Genomic DNA, 17,421 nt, shown 5'->3' with positions numbered 1-17,421 from the left:
TGACCGCGCGAAGTGCCCCGTCAACGGCTTATTCGATCACCGGTGCGCGGTGATCCAGGCGTCCGCCCGCTCCCACTGCGCGTACAGCCAGTTGATGCGGGACTCGCGTTCCTCGGGGACGTCCTCGGCGGGGATCCGCCACCACCGCGCGCGGACCGGCTCGGTCAGCGGGACGCGCCGCCAGATGTCGCCGGCCGTGGCCATCCGGTCCAGGCCGACGTGCGCGACGAAGACGACGTCCGCGCCGGGCGCCGCGTCGATCGCGGCGAGGACGCCGCCGGGGCGCGGCGGCATCAGGTTCCGCATCCGGGACGCGCGCGCGACCTCGCGCGGGCGGTCGTGCCGCGCCAGCCGCCGGATCGCCCGGTGCCGCCGCTCCGGCGAGAAGTTGCCGCCCTCCGGGAAGATCAGCAGCGCGTCGCACGGCCCGAGGCCCTCGGCGAGCCGCCCGATGCTCTCGGTGGCGCCGCCGTGCTCGACGAACACGTTCGGCATCCGGTTGGCCGCGATGTCGATGCACGGGTCGAGCTGCAACTGCCCCTTCATGACCACCCGGGGCCGCCGCCGGTATCCGCTGAGCAGGTGGTGGACGAGGATCAGCGCGTCGCCCGGACCGGCGTGCCGGCTGAGGACGATCAGCGGCCGGTCGGCGCCCGTCCCGTCCCAGCTGCCCTCGTCCTCGACCCGCAGGCCGAGCCGCCGCCCCGCGACCGCGTAGAGGCCGGCGACGTAGCGGCGGATGACGTCGTAATGGCGGTCGTCGTGGCCGCGTCCGGTGCACCAAAGCCACGTGCATTCCATTACCGCCGCCGACTCCCGCGTCCCCCACGCCAGCGCGAACCACAGGAACCGGACGGCCCGCTTGCGCTCCCGCCCGAACACCGAGCCGCACACCCAGACGACCGGGAACGCGACGACGACCACCAGGGTCAGAAGGAACAGCACCGGCGTGCAGACCAGCCGCCGGACGATGGGGGGCGGCACCATTTCACGCCTGTTCTTTGAGGTATTTCATCGACGCCTCGTAAGCACGCTCGATATGCGCCGAGATACCGGACGCGTTCCGGTACCGCAGCTGCGAGTAGTCCACCCCCGCCTTCCGTTCGCCGCCCGCCGGCAGGACGTGCACCGTCAGCCCGTCCGGCAGCGCCGCCATCTCCTCGAAGAACCGGTGCCGCCGCGCGATCTCGAAGGCGACCATTCCGACCTCCCACGGCCTGCGCGGCGGCTCCAGGGCCCGCTCGATCCGGCCCACCTGCAGAACGTAGATCGTCGTGGCGCCCAAGGCCACCGCGCGCCCCACCGGAATGCTGTGCACCAGCCCGCCGTCGAAGTAATGCCTCCCGTCGACGCGCACCGGCGGCAGCAGTCCGGGCGCCGCGCACGACGCCAGCACCGCGGGAATCACCGGCCCGTCGGAGAACCAGTGCGCCATCGCCGTCTCGATCCCGGCCGCCACGCACTGGAACGGCACGGCCATTTCCGTGAACGTCCGGGCGGGCAGCAACCGGTCCATCATCCGCAGCAGCGGCTCCGCCGAATGCAGATGCGTCCCCGACCGCGCCAGCGTCCACAGCCGCTCCCACACCCGCGCCCCGAACACCTCCCGCACCGAGTCGTCCGACCACAACCCGGCCAGCCGCTCGACCGCCGTGTCCGGCTCCGCCGCGACGAACGCCCCGTTCAGCGCCCCGATCGAGGTCCCCACCACCAGGTCGGGCCGCACCCCGGCCTCCTGGAGCGCCCGCAGCATCCCGACCTCGTGCGCGCCGAGCACGCCACCGCCGCCCAGCACGAGCGCCGTCTTCCCGGACTCCGCCACCGTCCCTCCTTCGACGCCCCGGTCATCCCCCCAGAAGCCCGGACGAACCAACCCGATCAGCCCTAGCCTCCCGGCATGGGCAGAATCCTGGTCGGCACCGCCTCGTGGACGGACAAGACGCTGCTCTCCTCAGGCTGGTACCCGCCGGAGGCGAGAACCGCCGAGGACCGCCTGCGCTACTACGCCTCCCAGTTCCCGTTCGTCGAGGTGGACGCCACCTATTACGCGCCCCCGGCGGAACGGACCGTCCGCCTCTGGGCTGAGCGCACCCCGCCCGGTTTCGTCTTCAACGTCAAGGCGTTCTCCCTCCTCACCGGCCACCCGACCCGACCCGGCTCCCTCTACAAGAACCTCCGCGACAAAGTCCCGGACAAACGGAACGTCTATCTGAAGGACGTTCCGAAGGACGTGGAGAACGAGGTCTGGGACCGCTTCCTCAGCGCCCTCCAACCCCTCCACGAGGCGGGGAAACTCGGCCTGCTCCTCTTCCAGTTCCCGGTCTGGTTCCCACCGGGCGACCGCAACCGCGAATACATCCTTCAGGCACGCGACCGCTGCGCCCCCATGCCGATCTGCGTCGAGTTCCGCAACGCCGCCTGGATGGACGACGAGCACCGCGACGCGACGCTCGCCTTCATGTCCGGCCACCGCATTCCGTATGTCGGCGTGGACATGCCGCAGGGCCACCGGTCCTCGATGCCGCCCGTCCTCGCGGCGACCGGCGACGCGGCCGTCGTCCGCTTCCACGGCCACAGCGAACGCTGGGACTCCAGCGACGTCCGCGAACGTTTCGGCTACCTCTACACCGAGGCCGAGATGCGCTCCTGGGCCCCCCGGATCCGCGACCTGGCCGACCGCGTCGAAACGACCTACGTCGTCTTCAACAACTGCTGCGCCGACCATTCCCAACGCAACGCCGCCCGCTTCACCGCCCTCCTCGCATCGTGACGCCACCGCCGGAGCACCGTCCACAGACTGTGGACAACTGCACGGACGTGCGGCGGGCCTGAGATAAACCGGCGCGGTGAGCGCCACGTCCAACGGATATGGTCTCTCCCTTGATTCCGGGCGATCCGCGGCAGCTGGGCGACTACTGGCTCGCCGGACGGCTCGGGGCGGGCGGTCAGGGCGTGGTGTACGAGGCGTACGACGCGGCGGGCCAGCGGGTCGCGGTCAAGGCGCTGCACGCCGGGTTCTCCGGTGACGGGCAGCGGGACATGCTGGCCCGGGAGATCGAGGCGGTCGCGCGGGTGTCCTCGTTCTGCACCGCCCGGATGCTGGCCGCCGAACCGGACGCCGAACCGCCGTACGTGGTGAGCGAGTACGTCCCCGGCCCCGACCTGGCCCACGCCGTCGCCGCCGGCGGCCCGTTCCCCCCGGGGGAGCTGCACCGCCTGGCGATCGGGATCGCGACCGCGCTGGTGGCGATCCACCGGGCCGGGATCGTGCACCGCGACCTCAAGCCGGGCAACGTGCTGCTCGGCCCGGACGGCCCGCGCGTGATCGACTTCGGGATCGCGCGGATCGCGGACATGACCCGCAGCACCACCGGGGTGAAGGGCACTCCCCCGTACATGGCCCCCGAGATCTTCGCGGGCGGCCGGGCGGGCGAGGCGTCGGACGTGTGGGCGTGGGGCGCGGTGGTCCTGTTCACGGCCCTCGGCCGGGCCCCGTTCGCGGGCGACACGCTGCCGCAGCTCGCGCACGCCGTCCGGACCGCCGAGCCGGAGACCGGCGTGCTCGGCGAGCCGCTGCGGGCGGTCGTCGCGGCGGCGCTGGCCAAGGACCCGGCGGACCGCCCGTCCGCGCACGAGGTGCTGTTCGGCCTGGTCGGCGGGGACGGGGAGACCGGACGGCTGCTGTCGGAGGGCAGCCGGGTCGCCGCCGGCGTGCACCCGCCGCAGCCCGCGGGCCCGTCGCTCGCGGAGGAGGCGGAGGCCGCGTTCCAGCGGCTCGACCCGGCGGCCCGGGAGGCCGCCCCCGCGGTCCTGCTGCGGATGGTGCTGCCGGGCGAGGGCGCCGACGACACGCTGCGCCGCGCGACCGCGGCGGAGCTCGGGGACGCCCCGGAGGTCCGGCAGGTCGTCACCGGGTTCACCCGGGACGGGCTGCTCGTCCAGGACGGCGAGCACGTGGCGCTGGCGAGCGCGGCACTGCTGCGCGCGTGGCCCCGGCTGCGCGGCTGGGTGGACGCCGAACGCGACGGCCTGCCGGCGCACCGGTCGCTGGCGGACGCCGCGCGGCTGTGGGACGAGCACGGCCGCCGCAGCGGCGACCTGCTGCAGGGCAGCGTGCTGGAGCGGGCCGTGCAGTGGGCGGCGACGGGGCGCCGGAACCTCACCCTGAACACCGTCGAGCGCTCCTTCCTGGACGCGTGCGCCGCGCTCACCCGGCGGCGGACGCGGCTGCGCGGCGCGCTCACCGCCGTGCTCGCCGTGCTGCTGGTCGTGGCGGTCGGAGCCGCCGTGGTCGCGGTCCGGCAGAGCCGGACCGTGGCGTCGCAGCGCGACAAGGCCGTCGCGGACCGGCTGGCCGTGCTCGCCACTTCCTTGCACCGCGACGACCCGCGCACCAGCCGCCGCCTCGCCCTCGCCGCGCTGCGGATCAAGGACGACGACCAGACGCGGCAGGCCGAGCTGAGCGCGATGTACCAGTGGGAGGACGACGTGTTCGCGCTCGGCCTCGAAGGGGAGGGCGCCGTCGCGACGCTGAACCCGGACGGCCGTACGGCGACGCTCGACAACTCCTTCAAGGTGACGCGCTGGGACCTGAGGTCTCACGAGCGGCTGCCCGCGACGCCGGGCGCGCTGCCGAAGGGCAGGCCAGTGCTCAGCCCGGACGGCCGCCACATGGCCCAGTTGCTGCCGTCCGCGACGAACAAGAGCGTGTTCGACGCCGTCCGGATCTACGACACGTCCACCGGCAGGCCCGCCGGCGCACCGCTGACCAGGCCCGGCAACGCGTTCCGGAGCCTGCGCTACAGCGTCGGCGGCGACTACCTGATGGCCGACGCCGGCACCGGTTCCGGATACCCCCGGACCAAGCCCTACATGGCGCTGTGGGACGCCCGCGACGGACACCTGGTCGGGGAATGGAAGCAGGCCACGAAGAGCTGGGCGGTCAGCGCGGACGACCGGTACGCGGCGATGGTCGTGCCCGGCGGCCTGCGACTGTGGGACATCCGGACGCACAAGCAGGTGCCCACACCATGGCTGAAGGACGTCCTCGGCGAGAGCCGCGAGCCGGTCCGCCGGCTGGCGTTCGGTCCGCGCGGCACCACGCTCGCGCTGGTCGCCGGCACCCACGCCTTCGCCGTGGACGTCGACCGGGGCGAGCTGACCGCCTCCCTGAGCGGAGCGCCCCGGCATTCCGACCTCGGAAGGCGCGGGCTGGACGCCCCGGTGTTCAGCCCCGACGGCCGGTTCCTGGCCGTCGGCTTCACCCTGTGGGAGATCGACGACCACCGCAACGGTCCGCCGCTCATGGACCGCCGCCTGTCCGAGGACGATCTGCCCGCCGACTGCCGTTTCTCCGCGGGCGGTGACATCCTGCGCTGCGCGACCACCGGCGACCGGATCGTGGCGACGAACGTCGCGGCCTACACGGGGCGGGCACCCGTCGCGCAGGACGCCGACCGCATCGTGCTCAGCCCGTTCGGCGACCGCGCCGCGATCGTCCGGCTGGACAGCGTGGCCGTCTGGGACGTCCGCGCGCGGCGGGCGTCCGCCGCCATTCCCGTGCCCGGCCTCAGCACCGACCCGGTGGTGTTCAGCCCCGACGGCACGCTCCTCGCCATTCCCGACGCCAGCCCGGACTCCGGATACGGCGTCTGGGACGCCCGCTCCCTGCGCAAGCTCGCCCAGCTCGACTGGCCCGGCGGCGCCGGCTCCAGCGCCGGCGTCAACGGTGTCGCCTTCTCCCCGGACGGCCGGACGCTGGCCGCGCCGCTCCTGTCGGACGACGGCCCCGACCGGCTGCAGTTCTGGGACGCGCGCACCGGCCGACGGACCCGCGAGGCGCTGCTGAAGGAACCGGCGAGCGGGCCGATGTTCTACCGGGCCGACGGGCGGGCCGTCACGCTGCAGACCGGCACCGTCGACGTGCCGTCGGGGCGCGTCCGCACCCGGTTCGGCCAGGATGCCGTCAAGCAGCTCATGGCGCTCAGCCGGGACGGCGCCACGGCCCTCGCCGTCGCCCCGCCCGACGACGTGTACCTGTGGAACGTCCGGGCGGGCAAGCGGAAGGGCCCGGCGCTCGCCGCGGTGTCCAACCAGAACAGCACCGATCCGATACCCGCCGCGTTCTCACCGGACGGCCGGTTCGCCGCCGTCAGCGACAGGACGGGCGGCATCCACCTGTACGACGTCGCCTCCGGACGCCAGTTCGGTCTCGACCTGCCCGGCCACGCGGACGGTACCGACGGCCTGGCCTTCTCCCGCGACGGCAGGACCCTGTTCAGCACCGGGAGCGACCACACCGTCCAGGCCCTCGTCCTGGATCCGGAGCGGATCGGCGACCGGCTGTGCGCGCAGGTCGGCGGGCTGACGAAGGCGGAGTGGAAGCGGTACGCGCCCGACCTCCCCTACCGCTCCACCTGCTCCTGACCACGGCCGCGCCCTCGGCGCCGGGCTGGGGGCCCGGCGCCGAGGGGCACCCGATCAGCCGCGGGTGCGGAGGCCGTAGTTGTAGGGGAACAGCGGGTGGTAGTTCTTGTCGCCGACGTTGATCGGCTCCTGGGACTCGCTGCGCGGCCACGTCACGGGGAGGCGGCCGGTGTAGGGGCGGTGGCCGAAGAGGGTGTCGGACACCCCGGCGCCCTCGATGCCCGGCAGCCACGACATGACGAACGCGTCCGTCTTGGACAGCTCGTCGGTGACGATCTGCGGGCGCCCGGCGACGTCGAGGACGACGCACTTCTCGACCGCGGAGCAGACCTTGTCGATGTTGGCCTTGTCGGCGTCGGACAGGTTGAGGGTGTGGCCGTTGCCGACGTCGCCGACGCCCTCCGCGTACGGGGTCTCGCCGACGACCACGACGCCGACGTCACTGCCGGCCGTCGGCGCGGACGCGTCGGCGCTGTAGGTGACGTTCTTGGCGTTCTGCTGGATGCCCTGCAGGATCGTCGTCCCCGGGATGGTGTTGCCGGAGCCGCCCTGCCAGGTGACCGTCCAGCCGCCGGCCTGGTTGCCCATGTCGTTGGCGTTCACGCCGGCGACGTAGATGCGCTGGGACTTCTTCAGCGGCAGCGCGTTGCCGGAGTTCTTCAGCAGCACCTGCGACTTGGCGACGGCCTCGCGGGCGACGGCGCGGTGCGCTGCCGAGCCGACGGACTTGATGTTCGTCCGGTCCGTGTACGGGTGCTCGAACAGCCCGAGCTCGAACTTGGACTTGAGGATGCGGCCGACGGCGTCGTCGATGCGGGACATCGGGACGCGTCCGGCCTGCACCTCGGCGAGGAGCGTCTGCTCGAACTGCGGCGAGCTGTAGGGCTCCATGAACATGTCCATGCCCGCGTTGACGGACGTGCGGACCTGCGTGGCGTAGTCGCCGGGGATCTGGTGGATGGCCTCCCAGTCGCTGATCAGGAAGCCGTCGAACCCGATCTTCTGCTTGAGGACGTCGGTGAGCAGTTCCTTGTTGGCGCTCATCTTGACCGGGTTGCCGATGCCGTCCTCGGTCCAGTCGACGCTGGAGAACGACGGCATGATGCTGCCGACCCCGTACTTCCTGACCGCGAGCACGTAGGGCGCGAGGTCGATCCGGCCGAACGTCCGGCGGTCGGTGACGGTGACGCCCTGGTCGATCGTGTACGTCCCGCTGGTGGACGATCCGAACTTGGTGTCGCCGTCACCCGCGTAGTGCTTGGCGGTCGCGAGGACGTGCGTCGGGTCGGCGAGGTCCTTGGTGCGCCGGCCCTGGAACCCTTCGAGAGCCGTCTCCATCTTCATGACCAGGGCCGGGTCTTCGCTGAAGGACTCGTAGGTGCGGCCCCAGCGCAGGTCGCGGGAGACGCAGACGCAGGGCGCGAAGACCCACTGCGGGCCGGTCGCGCGGGTCTCGGTCGCGGTGATCTGCTCTTCCCTGCGGACGAGGTCCGCGTCGCGGGTCGCGCCCATCGCGTTGTTGTGCGGGAAGACGGTGGCCCCGACGAGGTTGTTGTCGCCGTGCACCGAGTCGATCCCGTACAGCAGCGGGATCTTCAGCCGGGTGTTCAGCGCGGCGGCCTGGTACCGGTCGACCATGTCGGCCCAGCCGGACGGGGTGTTGTCGGCCGGCACGGAGCCGCCGCCGGACAGCACCGAGCCGAGGCCGAGCGCGGTGATCTGGCTCGGGTCGGAGTCGATGGCGCCGCGTTCGGCCTGCGTCATCTGGCCGATCTTCTCCTGGAGCGTCATCCGGCCGAGCAGGTCGGAGACGCGCTGCGCGACGGGCAGCCGCGGGTTCAGGTAGGGCGCGGAGGCGGGTGCGCCCGCGAACGCGGTGTCGACCGCCGCCGTGGGCAGGACGGCGGCGGCGACCGCGATCGCGATCAGTGAACGCCTGGTCCGGGTGGCCGTTCGTCTGTGGGGGTGTCGCAAGGTCCCTCCTGGGTCGCTACGGCGACGCGGCGCGGCCCGGCCGGGCCGCTCGCCCGCTCCACCCGCCCGCGGCGGACGGGACGTCCGCGACGGGACGGGCGGGGTCACGGCGCGCCCGGACGGCCATGACCCCTTGCGGCGGGCTTCAGCGTCACCAGGAACCTCCCCCGCCCTTGATCACCTGTCAAGCACCTCCCGCCCCGCCTGGATGATCTTGGTCGGCGGATGGGCCGCGGGGGCTTGACGGGAACTAAGTTCACCCTTTAAATCATCGGCTGAATTAAGCCTGCGCACCGGGGCCGGGACCCAAGACGCCCGCCCCGGCTCCGCGCTGCCCCGGCGCGGCACCCGGCGGGCGGCCCGTCCGGCCCGGTGGCCACACCCGGCCGCGGCCCCGGCACTCGGGGACGCGGCCGTCCGAAACTGTGCGGACCTTGTCGTTCCAGACACTCGTCCCGGACCGGCGCGGTGGCGAGCATGGAGCCATGAACGACTTCGACCCGGACGAAAGGGCCTGGTGGCGGGCCGCGCTCGCCGTCGCGGCGGTGGGCTGGGGCGCGCAGCAGTTCGCCCCGCTCCTGCTGATGTACCGGGCGAGGCTCGGCCTCTCCGCGACGACCGTGCAGGCCACCTTCGGCATGTACGTGCTCGGCCTGGTCCCCGGCCTGCTGCTCGGCGGCCCGGTGTCGGACCGGTACGGCCGCCGCCGGGTGCTCGTCCCCGCGCTCGCCGTGTCCGCGGCCGGCACGGCCCTGCTCGTCCTCGGCGGGACGGGCGCCGGCTGGCTGTTCGCCGGGCGGCTCGTCGCCGGCATCGCGAGCGGTGCCGCGTTCAGCGCCGGATCGGCCTGGATCAAGGAGCTCTCGGCGTCCCGGGCCGGGGCCGCGCCGCGCCGGCTCACGATCGCGATGAGCGTCGGGTTCGGCCTCGGGCCGCTGGTCGCCGGGGTCCTCGCCCAGTGGGCGCCCGCCCCGTCCGTCCTGCCGTACGCGCCGCACCTGCTGCTCGCCGCGGTCGCGCTGCCGCTCGCCGCCCGGGCGCGGGAGACCCGGCGGCCGGACGCGGCGCGCGGCGGCCTGCGCGACGCGCTGCGCGTCCCCGAGGCGCGCGGGCGGCGCTTCCTCACGGTCGTCGTGCCGCTGGCGCCGTGGGTGTTCGCCTCCGCGGCCGTCGCCCTGGCCTACCTCCCGGCCCAGCTCGGGGACCGTCTCGGCGGGTACGCGCTCGTCTACAGCGCGGCCGTCGCGACGCTGGCGTCCGCGGCCGGGATCGCGGTGCAGCCGATCGCCCGCCGCGCCCGCACACCGCAGCGGCTCCGCACGGCCGCGTTGGGCCTCGTCATCGCCGGGATGCTGGTCGCGGCGGGCGCCGCCGCCGCGACCAGCCCGTGGCCGGCGGTCGCCGCCGCGCTGGTGCTCGGTGCGGGATACGGGTCCTGCCAGGTGTGCGGGCTGCAGGAGGTGCAGCGGCTCGCCCGCCCGGACCGCCTCGCCGCGCTGACATCGGTCTACCAGGCCGTCTCCTACCTCGGCTTCGCGGTGCCGTTCCCGCTGGCCGCCGCCGGGCGGTTCGCCCCGCCGGCCGTCCTGCTGCTGGTCATGGCCGGGCTGGCCGTGCTGACGCTCGCGATCCCGGCCCTCGTCAGGACGGCGGACCCCGCGCTCACGGTCCGCACGCCACCGACAGCTCAGCCGGAAGCGGCCGCCGCCCGGAACGTCCGGCGGTAGGAGTCCGGCGAGACGCCGAGGGCGCGGCCGAAGTGGCGCCGGAGCGTGGCGGCCGTGCCCATCCCGGTCCGGTCGGCGATCAGGTCGATGCCGTCGTCGGTGGTCTCCAGCAGCTCCTGGGCGCGCTGGACGCGCTGGGCGTGCAGCCACTGCAGCGGCGTCGTCCCGGCGACCGCGTTGAAATGCCGGGCGAGATTGCGGGAGCTCATCCCGGCGCGACGCGCGAGGTCCTCGACCGTCAGCGGCTCGTGCAGCCGGGCGAGCGCCCACGGGAACAGCTCGGCCAGCGGCTCGTCCCGCCCGGCCGTGACCGGCGCCGGGATGTACTGGGCCTGCCCGCCCGGACGGTGCGGCGGGACGACCAGCCGCCGCGCCAGGTCGTTCGCCACGGCCGCGCCGTAATCGAGCCGGACGATGTGCAGGCACAGGTCCATGCCCGCGGCCTTGCCGGCCGACGTCATGACCGTCCCGTCGTCGATGTAGAGCACGCCCGGGTCGACATCGACGCGCGGGTACAGCTCGGCCAGCCGCGCCGCGTGCATCCAGTGCGTCGTGGCGCGCCGCCCGTCCAGCAGCCCGGCGGCCGCGAGGACGAAAGCGCCGGTGCAGATCGACACCACCCGCGCGCCCGCCTCGTGCGCGTCCCGGACCGCCGCGACGAGATCGGCGGGCGGTTCCTCCAGGACGTTGCGGCAGGCCGGGACGATCACCGTGCCGGCGGCGGCGAGCCCGTCCAGCCCGTCCGGAGCGGTCACCTGGAACCAGCCGCCGAGCCGGACGGACGCGGGAGCGCAGACGGTGAAGTCGTACCAGGGGTCGGCGAGCCCGCGGTCCACGCCGAACACCTCGCAGGGGGCGGCGACCTCGAACAGCGTGATCCCCTCGCTGACGGCGAGCGCTACCGTGGCCATGTCCGAAATTGTACGCCCATGCCCATACCAGACGCCGGGAACGCCCGGCCGGCCTGCGGGTGGAAGGGCCGGCCGGGCGCGCGCGGTCCGGTTCTCGAGCGACGCCGGGTGCGGTGGTCAGCTGCGGGGACGCCTGCCGGGCCCGCCCCCCTCGCCGCGCCCCTCCTCGTCGCGGGTGACCTCGACGCGCTCCTTGCGCAGCTCGCCCCGGACGGTCTGCTCGTCCCGCACCTGCTCGGTGCGCACGCGGACCCGCTCGACCGGGACGGTCTCCTTGTTCACGATCGGGCGCTCCTCGTAGAGGATGATCTCCACGTCGTCCTCGGTGACGTTGACCTTCATGTCGGGCTGGCCGTCCGGGATCGGCTCCCGGTCGATCTTGATCTCCTCGTGGGTGACCGGCACGGTCCGCTCGACCATCTCGGTCTCCACCCACTTGCGCACGTGCACGCGGCCCGCCTCGTGCCGCTCGGTACCGATGTGCAGCCGCTCCTCGGACCGGGTGACCTCGGTCATCGGGGCGCCCGGCTGCCCGGGCAGCGGTTCGCCGCGCCCGCCGCGCTCTGCGTGCTCGGGACGCACGGCCATCCCGGCGGCGCCCGCCGTAGTGCCCTTGGTGCCGGCGTCACCGCCGGTGCCGGTCGTGCCGGCCATGCCGGACGGCGCCTTGCCCTGGGCACCGGTCGTGCCCTGCGCGGACGGGCCGGTCTCGGCCCCGCCGGCGCGGCGGTCCGCGTCGCCCCCGGCCGTGCCCGTGCCCTCGCCGCCCTCCGTGCGGCGGCCGCTCGGCGGGCGCACGCCGTAGTGCCGGTAGAGGTCGACGATCTGCGCGTGCGACAGATGCTCGTCGGCGTTCACGTTGGGCGCGCCCTTGATCGTTTCCTTGTCGTAGGGGACCTGCAGCATGTCCTGGGCCTTGCGGGCGCCGGACAGCGGCACGAAGCTCTCGCGCATCCCGAACCAGCCGGTGTGCACGGTCACCCACTCCGGCGCGCCGGAGTCGTCGTTGAGGTAGACCTGCTTGACCGTGCCGACCTTGGTGCCGTGGGTGTCGGTCACGCTCATGCCCATCAGTTCCCGCACCTGTGTCTGCGTCTGCACGTTGAACACCCCCGAGTTGCCTGATTACCTCCTGATTTTTCCCGGTCGCACACCGGTAAACGCGTTTACCGAATGATGAACGGTGATTTGCCCAAGCCTTACCGGATGCCGCCGGGGCGCGGGGAGCGCCCCTCTGACCGTCCCGCCCACGTTTTCCGGAAGATGCGCAGATGCCGTCTATTCGACAAGGGGCCCATTCGCAACGTGGTGATCATTTTAGGCTGCGCCGGTTTGCCTTTTCCGGCGCCGCGAAAGACTCACGGCTGGAGCGCGAAGGGCCGCACCGCAGCAGCTGGACCGACACATCGGAGAAATGGCATGGACGACGTCTCGCCCGCCGGACGCGGGCGGCGCACCCGCGCACTGTGCACCACGGCAGTGGGCGCGGCCGCCGCCACGGCTCTGTCCTGCACGGTCACCGCGGGGCCGGGCACCGCACTGGCCGCCCGGCGCCCGCCCGCCTGGTGCAAGCCGGGCGGGGCCCTGTCCGCCCGCGCGATGCCGCAGAAGGTGCGGATGTCCGACTGCGACCTGCGCGGCCGGGTCGTGCGCGGCGAGAACGGGCTCGCCGCGGCGGTCCCGTCCGACGGCACCTCGGTGACCGCGCACGCGCTCGGCACCGACGGCGCGTCCGAACTGCGCATCCGGGTGGACGAGCGGAAGGGCGAGGTCACCGTCACCGCCGTGGGGACGCGGGTGCCGCAGGGCCGGCCGCGGCAGTTCCGTGCTCCGCTCGACCCCTGCAAGGACGGCGCTTACCAGCAGGAACCGAGCAAATGGCCGAAGGGCGCCACGATCGAGTGGCACTACTACGCGGGGACGGCCGGGCTGCCCATGTCGGGCGTGTCCACCGGGATCTCCAACGTGTTCAACGCCGCCACCGACTGCAATCCGGCCCGGAAGTTCACGCCGCCGCCGGACGTCTCGGAGAAGTACGCGGGCGAGACGGGCACGGCCCCGAACGTCACCACCCAGGCCAACTGCGGCGACCGGGACGGGACGAACGTGTCCGGCTGGGAGGCGATGCCGGCCGCCGAGCCGGAGATCCTCGCGGCCACCTGCACCTGGTACCAGGGCTCGACGACGATCGAGAGCGACACGGCGCTCCAGGCGCAGGGCAAGAAGTGGTGGCCGGGCCCGCAGGACGGCTCGTCCTGCCCGGCGGGCAGCTACGACGCCGCGGCGGTCACCACGCACGAGGCGGGCCACATGCTCGGGCTCGGGCACGTCGAGGGATCGCAGCATTCCGCGCTCACCATGGCGCCGACCGTCGCGGCCTGCGTCGACGACCCGGCCACCCTCGGAAAGGGCGACTACGACGGGCTCATCGCCCTTTACGGCGCCCGCACTTCGACGGCATAGCCGTCATTTCTTCATCTTGCCGACGACGACGATGCGCCGCCGGTCCGAGCCCTTCGGGGTGCAGCTGATGAGCGTGACGTACTGACCGTCCGGCGCCTTTCCGGGCTTGAACGGCACGGGTTCCAGCGCGCGCCGGTCGGCCGGCTTGATCACGTGCGTTCCGCGCACCCGGTACACGTAGGTCTTGTGGTGCGCCTTGAGGACGATCCGGTCGCCGCGCCGCAGCGTGTCCAGCCTGCCGAACGGGTGCTTCCAGGTGGTGCGGTGCCCCAGCAGGACGGTGTTGCCGAGGCGACCGGGAAGGGCCGTCCGCGGGTAGTGCCCGACGCCCTGGCTAAGCACCCGCTCCGAGACGCCCTCCCGCACCTTCATCGCCAGGTGCATCCGCTTGATCCCGATGGTCGCGACCACCTTGCCGGTCTTCGGCCGGACGGCGGCCGGCGCGGCGGGCGCGGACGGCGCGGCGTGCGCAATCGGCGTCCCTACGGCGGTCACGCAGGCGGCGGCGAGGAGGCCCGCCGCGGGCAGCGCCCGGACCCGGGCGCGGAACGTTCTCTCGGTCATGGTCTTTGTCTCCTGAACTGTCTCCGTCTCCCGCGCCGTCTCCGTCTCCCGCGTCCCGGGAGCCGGACGGCGCCGCCCGCACGGGAGGGCGGCGCCGTCCGGACGCGGGAAGGGGGCGGCACGTCTGCCGCCCCCTTCACCGGCTGCCCCGGCGGTCCGGATCGTCATCCGGGCCGGCCGCGGCTCAGTTGGTCAGCGGGGTGCCGAGCTTGACCGGGACCTCGTTGCCCTGCGGCAGCTGCGCGTCGGCCTGCCCCGGGGTCACGCTCGCGACCGGCTTGGCCACGCGGGTGACCTTGCCGAGCAGCTCCTGGACGGCGGGCATGCCGTCGGCGCTGCGGTAGTCCGGGCCCATCGCGACGCGCTCGCTCGACCCGCGCAGGGTCGACGGCAGCTTGTGGTGCCCGGCCGCCGGACGGTGCTTGGCCGGCTTGTAGGGCTTCTTCTTGTGCGGCTTCTTCGGGGTGCGCAGCGTCGGCGGCAGCTTGTGCTTCTTGTGGCCGCCGTCGGTGATGACGGCGGCGCCGCCCTTGCAGCCCGCCTGCGCGATGCCGAGGATGGCGCCGATCGCGTTGCCGCACACGTTGATGGGCGCGGAGATCGGCGCGTACACCTGGTTGCCGCCCAGGATGCTCATGTTGCCGGACGTCTTCATGTCGGGCCCGTCGTCGCCCTTGCGCACGACGGCGGCCCCGCCCTTGCAGCCCGCCTGGGTGATCGCCGCGATGAGGGAGATCGAGTTGCCGCACACGTTGACCGGCACGGAGATCGGCGCGTACACCTGGTTGCCGCCCAGGATGCTCATGTTGCCCGAGGTCTGCATCTTGTGCCCGCCGCCGTGGCCGCCGCCGCCGCTCCAGGCGCCGTCCCAGGCGGCCATGCGGCCGTTGCCGGCGGCGTCGTCGGCGGTGCCGGCGGCGGGCGCCGCCTGGCGCTCGCCGGGCGTCGCGGCCCGGCCGCCGGCGCGCCAGCCGCCGTGGCCGCCGTCCCCGCCCTTCTTGATCACGGCGGCGCCGCCCTCGCAGCCGGCCCGCGCGATGCCGAGAACGGCGCCGACGGCGTTGCCGCAGACGTCGATCGGGACGGAGATCGGCGCGTAGACCTGGTTGCCGCCGCCGATCGACATGTTGCCCGAGGTGTGCATGTCGCCGCCCTCGTGGCCCCGGCGCTCGACGAGCGCGCCGCCCTTGGAACCGGCCTGAGCGATCCCGGCGACGGCGCCGACGGCGTTCCCGCTGGCCTCGATCGGTATCGAGATCGGCGCGACGACCTGGTTGCCGCCGAGGATGCTGAGGTCGCCGCTGGTGGTGGTGTCCGCGGAGGCCGGGGCGCCGAGCCCGCTCGCCCCCATGGCGACGCAGCCCGCCGCGACGAGCGCGGCGCGGCCCGTGTTCCTTGCCCAGATGCGCATGGTGTTGCTCCTTCTTTCGGTGAATCGGTGAATCGGTGATGATCACTGCGTGCACCGTCCGGGTGAGCGCAGCGGGCAGCGGCCTGGCCAGGGCCGTGCCGTTGGGAGAAAAGCTCGTGGGATGCGGGGGAGCCGGCCGTCCGGCCGGTACGGGCTCGCACGACGGACGCGTACGGGAAGGGCTCGTACCGCGGAGGCGGCTTCCGGCCGGGGGCGCGCGGGATCGCGCGGGATCGCGGCGGGCGCCCGGCGGCGGGTGCTAGTCGGGGACGACCGAGGGACGGCCCGGGGCCGCCTCGTCGGTCAGCGCGGTCCGGTGGAACGCACCGGACGCGAGGGCGCGCGGCGCCTGCGGGTGCGCGGCGGTGCCGAGGTCGGCGACGGGCCCGAACGGGTGCCCGCCGGACGGCGGCCCGCTGCGCGGGTTGCCGTCCTGGTCGGACGGCATCGCGGGCGCGCCGGGCACGCGGTGCCCGTACCCGCACATCCGGCAGTGCCCGCCGGAGCGGTGGTCGCCGGACGACGCCTTCGCGTCGGCGTGGCGGGCCGTCCTGGAGGCCGCGGCGATCTGCGCGTGCGCCTTGCCGTGGGCCCTGCCGTGCGCGGCGCCGTCATGACGCGACGACGCGTGCGCCTTGTCCGGCTGCGCGCCGTGCGGCGCGGAGCGCGGGGCGGCCACGCCGTGCACGAGCCGGCCGACACCGGAGCCGGACGTGCGGACGTCCGGGAGCCGCAGGTGCGACGCTCCCGTCGCGTCGGCCGTCTTCTTCACGGTGGTGCCGACGGTGCGGACCACGCCGCGGGTCGCATGCCCGCCGTCGTGGACGGCGTCGTGCCCGCGCTCACTGAGGTACGGGACCGGGCGCGAGCCGGCCTCCCGGACGTCGCCGGCGACGGCGCCGGGCGTCCGGCCGGTGGGGCGTCCGTGCTCGAACCGGAAATGACGGAGCGTGGAAAGCCCGTCCACATCGACCGGGCTCCATTGGGCGGTCCGGTCCGTTCCCGGGCCCGCGTCATTGCGCGGTGATCCGCCTTCTGCAGCGTGCGCGGACTGGTTCATGGAACTGAGCGCGATCCAGCCGGCGAACGCGAATCCGGCAATGGCGGCCACGCGCACCAGAACGTTTCCGAGGGCACGCCGCCGCCCGTCGGGGCGGCTCGCCCCGTCGCGGATCGGTAGGCGTCGCACTGCGGAAACTCCTCGCTCCGGGCCCTCGCGGGGCCGTCGTCCGATGTCCGGTTCCTGGCCGGTCGGCATGACCGTAGCACCGCGCTGGGCGCATTCACCGATGTGTCATCGGGCAGGTCGGCGCGTCTTTGCCATCGTTTACCCGGGCATGGATTCCGCTTTTCTCCCGGCATATTCTCTGCCCGAAGAGCTGGCCGTTTGACTGGACTTCGCCCGAATTAACGGGACTCGTCACCCACGCGCCCCCGGCCGCCTCGGCATCCGGTTTCCCCCCGATGTCCGGGAGAAGCATGGCGCGCGGTATCCGATGCGCTACATTCGGTGACACGGTGGCCGTCTAGCCGAGGAGCCGACCGCATGCCCGACCCCTCGTCCGCGAACACGTGGCCACGGCCGCCGCACCGGTTCCTTCCCCGGCCGGCCCGCCCGCGCCCGCCCGGCGCGTCCCGCGCGCGGCCGGTGCGCTACTCGGTCAGCCGCGAGGGCATCCGCGTCGCCGGCGGTTTTCGCAGGCCGGAGCGGATCCTCACCCGTACCCGGCCGGAGTGGACCCGCGCCTGGACGCTGTTCGCCCGGCTCGAATGGGCCATCGCCACGTCCCGGCTCGAGCGGGTCCGCCGCCGCGCCCACCCGCTCTGGCGCTGACACCGGCGGCTCCTTCCGCGCGGGCCCGCGAACGCGGGCGCCGGTGGCGCGCCGCCTCGGCGCGCCACCGGCGTCGTCCCGTCCGGTGCAGGATCCTTCGACCGGAGAGAT

General features: G+C 73.7%; 13 protein-coding genes. 5 read left to right on the top strand and 8 right to left on the bottom strand.

Going from position 1 to position 17,421, the window contains the following annotated elements; genetic code table 11:
- Positions 1 to 36: 36 nt before the first annotated feature.
- Complete coding sequence (locus tag ACA514_RS38635; RefSeq protein ID WP_375046258.1) at positions 37 to 987, bottom strand: 1-acyl-sn-glycerol-3-phosphate acyltransferase; 951 nt, start codon at positions 985 to 987, stop codon at positions 37 to 39.
- Position 988: 1 nt separating this feature from the next.
- Positions 989 to 1,822, bottom strand: coding sequence for a patatin-like phospholipase family protein (locus ACA514_RS38630; protein WP_375046257.1), 834 nt, complete (start codon positions 1,820 to 1,822; stop codon positions 989 to 991).
- Positions 1,823 to 1,897: 75 nt separating this feature from the next.
- Between ACA514_RS38630 and ACA514_RS38625 the strand changes: the two genes are divergently transcribed.
- A complete protein-coding gene (locus ACA514_RS38625; RefSeq protein ID WP_375046256.1) occupies positions 1,898 to 2,770 on the top strand; it encodes a DUF72 domain-containing protein in 873 nt (290 codons plus the stop codon).
- Between the two features lie 110 nt (positions 2,771 to 2,880).
- Entirely contained in the window at positions 2,881 to 6,426 is a 3,546-nt protein-coding gene (locus ACA514_RS38620; protein ID WP_375046255.1) for a serine/threonine-protein kinase, read from the top strand.
- A 54-nt stretch (positions 6,427 to 6,480) separates the two neighbouring features.
- Here ACA514_RS38620 and ACA514_RS38615 read toward each other — a convergent pair whose 3' ends face one another.
- Positions 6,481 to 8,400 carry a glycoside hydrolase family 3 protein gene (locus ACA514_RS38615; RefSeq protein WP_375046254.1) on the bottom strand — a complete coding sequence of 640 codons (1,920 nt, stop codon included), beginning with the start codon at positions 8,398 to 8,400 and terminating at the stop codon, positions 6,481 to 6,483.
- A 425-nt stretch (positions 8,401 to 8,825) separates the two neighbouring features.
- On the opposite strand from ACA514_RS38615, the gene ACA514_RS38610 reads away from it, so the two are divergent.
- A complete protein-coding gene (locus tag ACA514_RS38610) occupies positions 8,826 to 10,127 on the top strand; it encodes an MFS transporter (RefSeq protein WP_375046253.1) in 1,302 nt (433 codons plus the stop codon).
- Here the strand turns inward: ACA514_RS38610 and ACA514_RS38605 are convergent.
- Together ACA514_RS38605 and ACA514_RS38600 are read right to left on the bottom strand one after the other, a co-directional pair.
- The gene (locus ACA514_RS38605) at positions 10,088 to 11,038 is read right to left on the bottom strand and encodes a helix-turn-helix domain-containing protein (protein WP_375046252.1); all 951 of its coding nucleotides are present in this window, start codon (positions 11,036 to 11,038) and stop codon (positions 10,088 to 10,090) included. The genes ACA514_RS38610 and ACA514_RS38605 overlap by 40 nt on opposite strands.
- A gap of 117 nt (positions 11,039 to 11,155) precedes the next feature.
- Positions 11,156 to 12,139, bottom strand: a complete 984-nt coding sequence (locus ACA514_RS38600) for a DUF2382 domain-containing protein (protein WP_375046251.1) — start codon at positions 12,137 to 12,139, stop codon at positions 11,156 to 11,158.
- 318 nt (positions 12,140 to 12,457) lie between these two features.
- Here ACA514_RS38600 and ACA514_RS38595 point away from each other — a divergent pair, with 318 nt between their 5' ends.
- Positions 12,458 to 13,501 carry a matrixin family metalloprotease gene (locus ACA514_RS38595; protein ID WP_375046250.1) on the top strand — a complete coding sequence of 348 codons (1,044 nt, stop codon included), beginning with the start codon at positions 12,458 to 12,460 and terminating at the stop codon, positions 13,499 to 13,501.
- 3 nt (positions 13,502 to 13,504) lie between these two features.
- Here the strand turns inward: ACA514_RS38595 and ACA514_RS38590 are convergent, their stop codons facing one another.
- The 3 genes from ACA514_RS38590 to ACA514_RS38580 all read right to left on the bottom strand — a co-directional run bounded on the left by ACA514_RS38590 (position 13,505) and on the right by ACA514_RS38580 (position 16,443).
- Positions 13,505 to 14,065: a class E sortase gene (locus ACA514_RS38590; protein WP_375046249.1), complete on the bottom strand. Its 561-nt coding sequence runs from the start codon at positions 14,063 to 14,065 to the stop codon at positions 13,505 to 13,507.
- A 184-nt stretch (positions 14,066 to 14,249) separates the two neighbouring features.
- Positions 14,250 to 15,476, bottom strand: coding sequence for a chaplin family protein (locus ACA514_RS38585; protein ID WP_375046248.1), 1,227 nt, complete (start codon positions 15,474 to 15,476; stop codon positions 14,250 to 14,252).
- 259 nt (positions 15,477 to 15,735) lie between these two features.
- Positions 15,736 to 16,443, bottom strand: coding sequence for a hypothetical protein (locus ACA514_RS38580; RefSeq protein WP_375046247.1), 708 nt, complete (start codon positions 16,441 to 16,443; stop codon positions 15,736 to 15,738).
- Between the two features lie 579 nt (positions 16,444 to 17,022).
- Between ACA514_RS38580 and ACA514_RS38575 the strand changes: the two genes are divergently transcribed.
- Positions 17,023 to 17,310 carry a hypothetical protein gene (locus ACA514_RS38575; RefSeq protein WP_375046246.1) on the top strand — a complete coding sequence of 96 codons (288 nt, stop codon included), beginning with the start codon at positions 17,023 to 17,025 and terminating at the stop codon, positions 17,308 to 17,310.
- Positions 17,311 to 17,421 lie beyond the last annotated feature (111 nt).

The sequence above is a fragment of the Actinomadura sp. NTSP31 genome, assembly GCF_041951385.1.
Classification (GTDB): Bacteria; Actinomycetota; Actinomycetes; order Streptosporangiales; family Streptosporangiaceae; genus Spirillospora; species Spirillospora napierensis.
The sequence above is the reverse complement of the archived record's forward strand: the minus strand, read 5'-3'. Positions and strand labels throughout refer to the sequence as shown.

Coding starts and splice junctions, on each gene's coding strand:
- ACA514_RS38635 (WP_375046258.1), bottom strand. CDS start 987: ATGGTGCCGCCCCCCATCGTCCGGCGGCTGGTCTGCACGCCGGTGCTG.
- ACA514_RS38625 (WP_375046256.1), top strand. CDS start 1,898: ATGGGCAGAATCCTGGTCGGCACCGCCTCGTGGACGGACAAGACGCTG.
- ACA514_RS38605 (WP_375046252.1), bottom strand. CDS start 11,038: ATGGCCACGGTAGCGCTCGCCGTCAGCGAGGGGATCACGCTGTTCGAG.
- ACA514_RS38595 (WP_375046250.1), top strand. CDS start 12,458: ATGGACGACGTCTCGCCCGCCGGACGCGGGCGGCGCACCCGCGCACTG.
- ACA514_RS38590 (WP_375046249.1), bottom strand. CDS start 14,065: ATGACCGAGAGAACGTTCCGCGCCCGGGTCCGGGCGCTGCCCGCGGCG.
- ACA514_RS38585 (WP_375046248.1), bottom strand. CDS start 15,476: ATGCGCATCTGGGCAAGGAACACGGGCCGCGCCGCGCTCGTCGCGGCG.
- ACA514_RS38575 (WP_375046246.1), top strand. CDS start 17,023: ATGCCCGACCCCTCGTCCGCGAACACGTGGCCACGGCCGCCGCACCGG.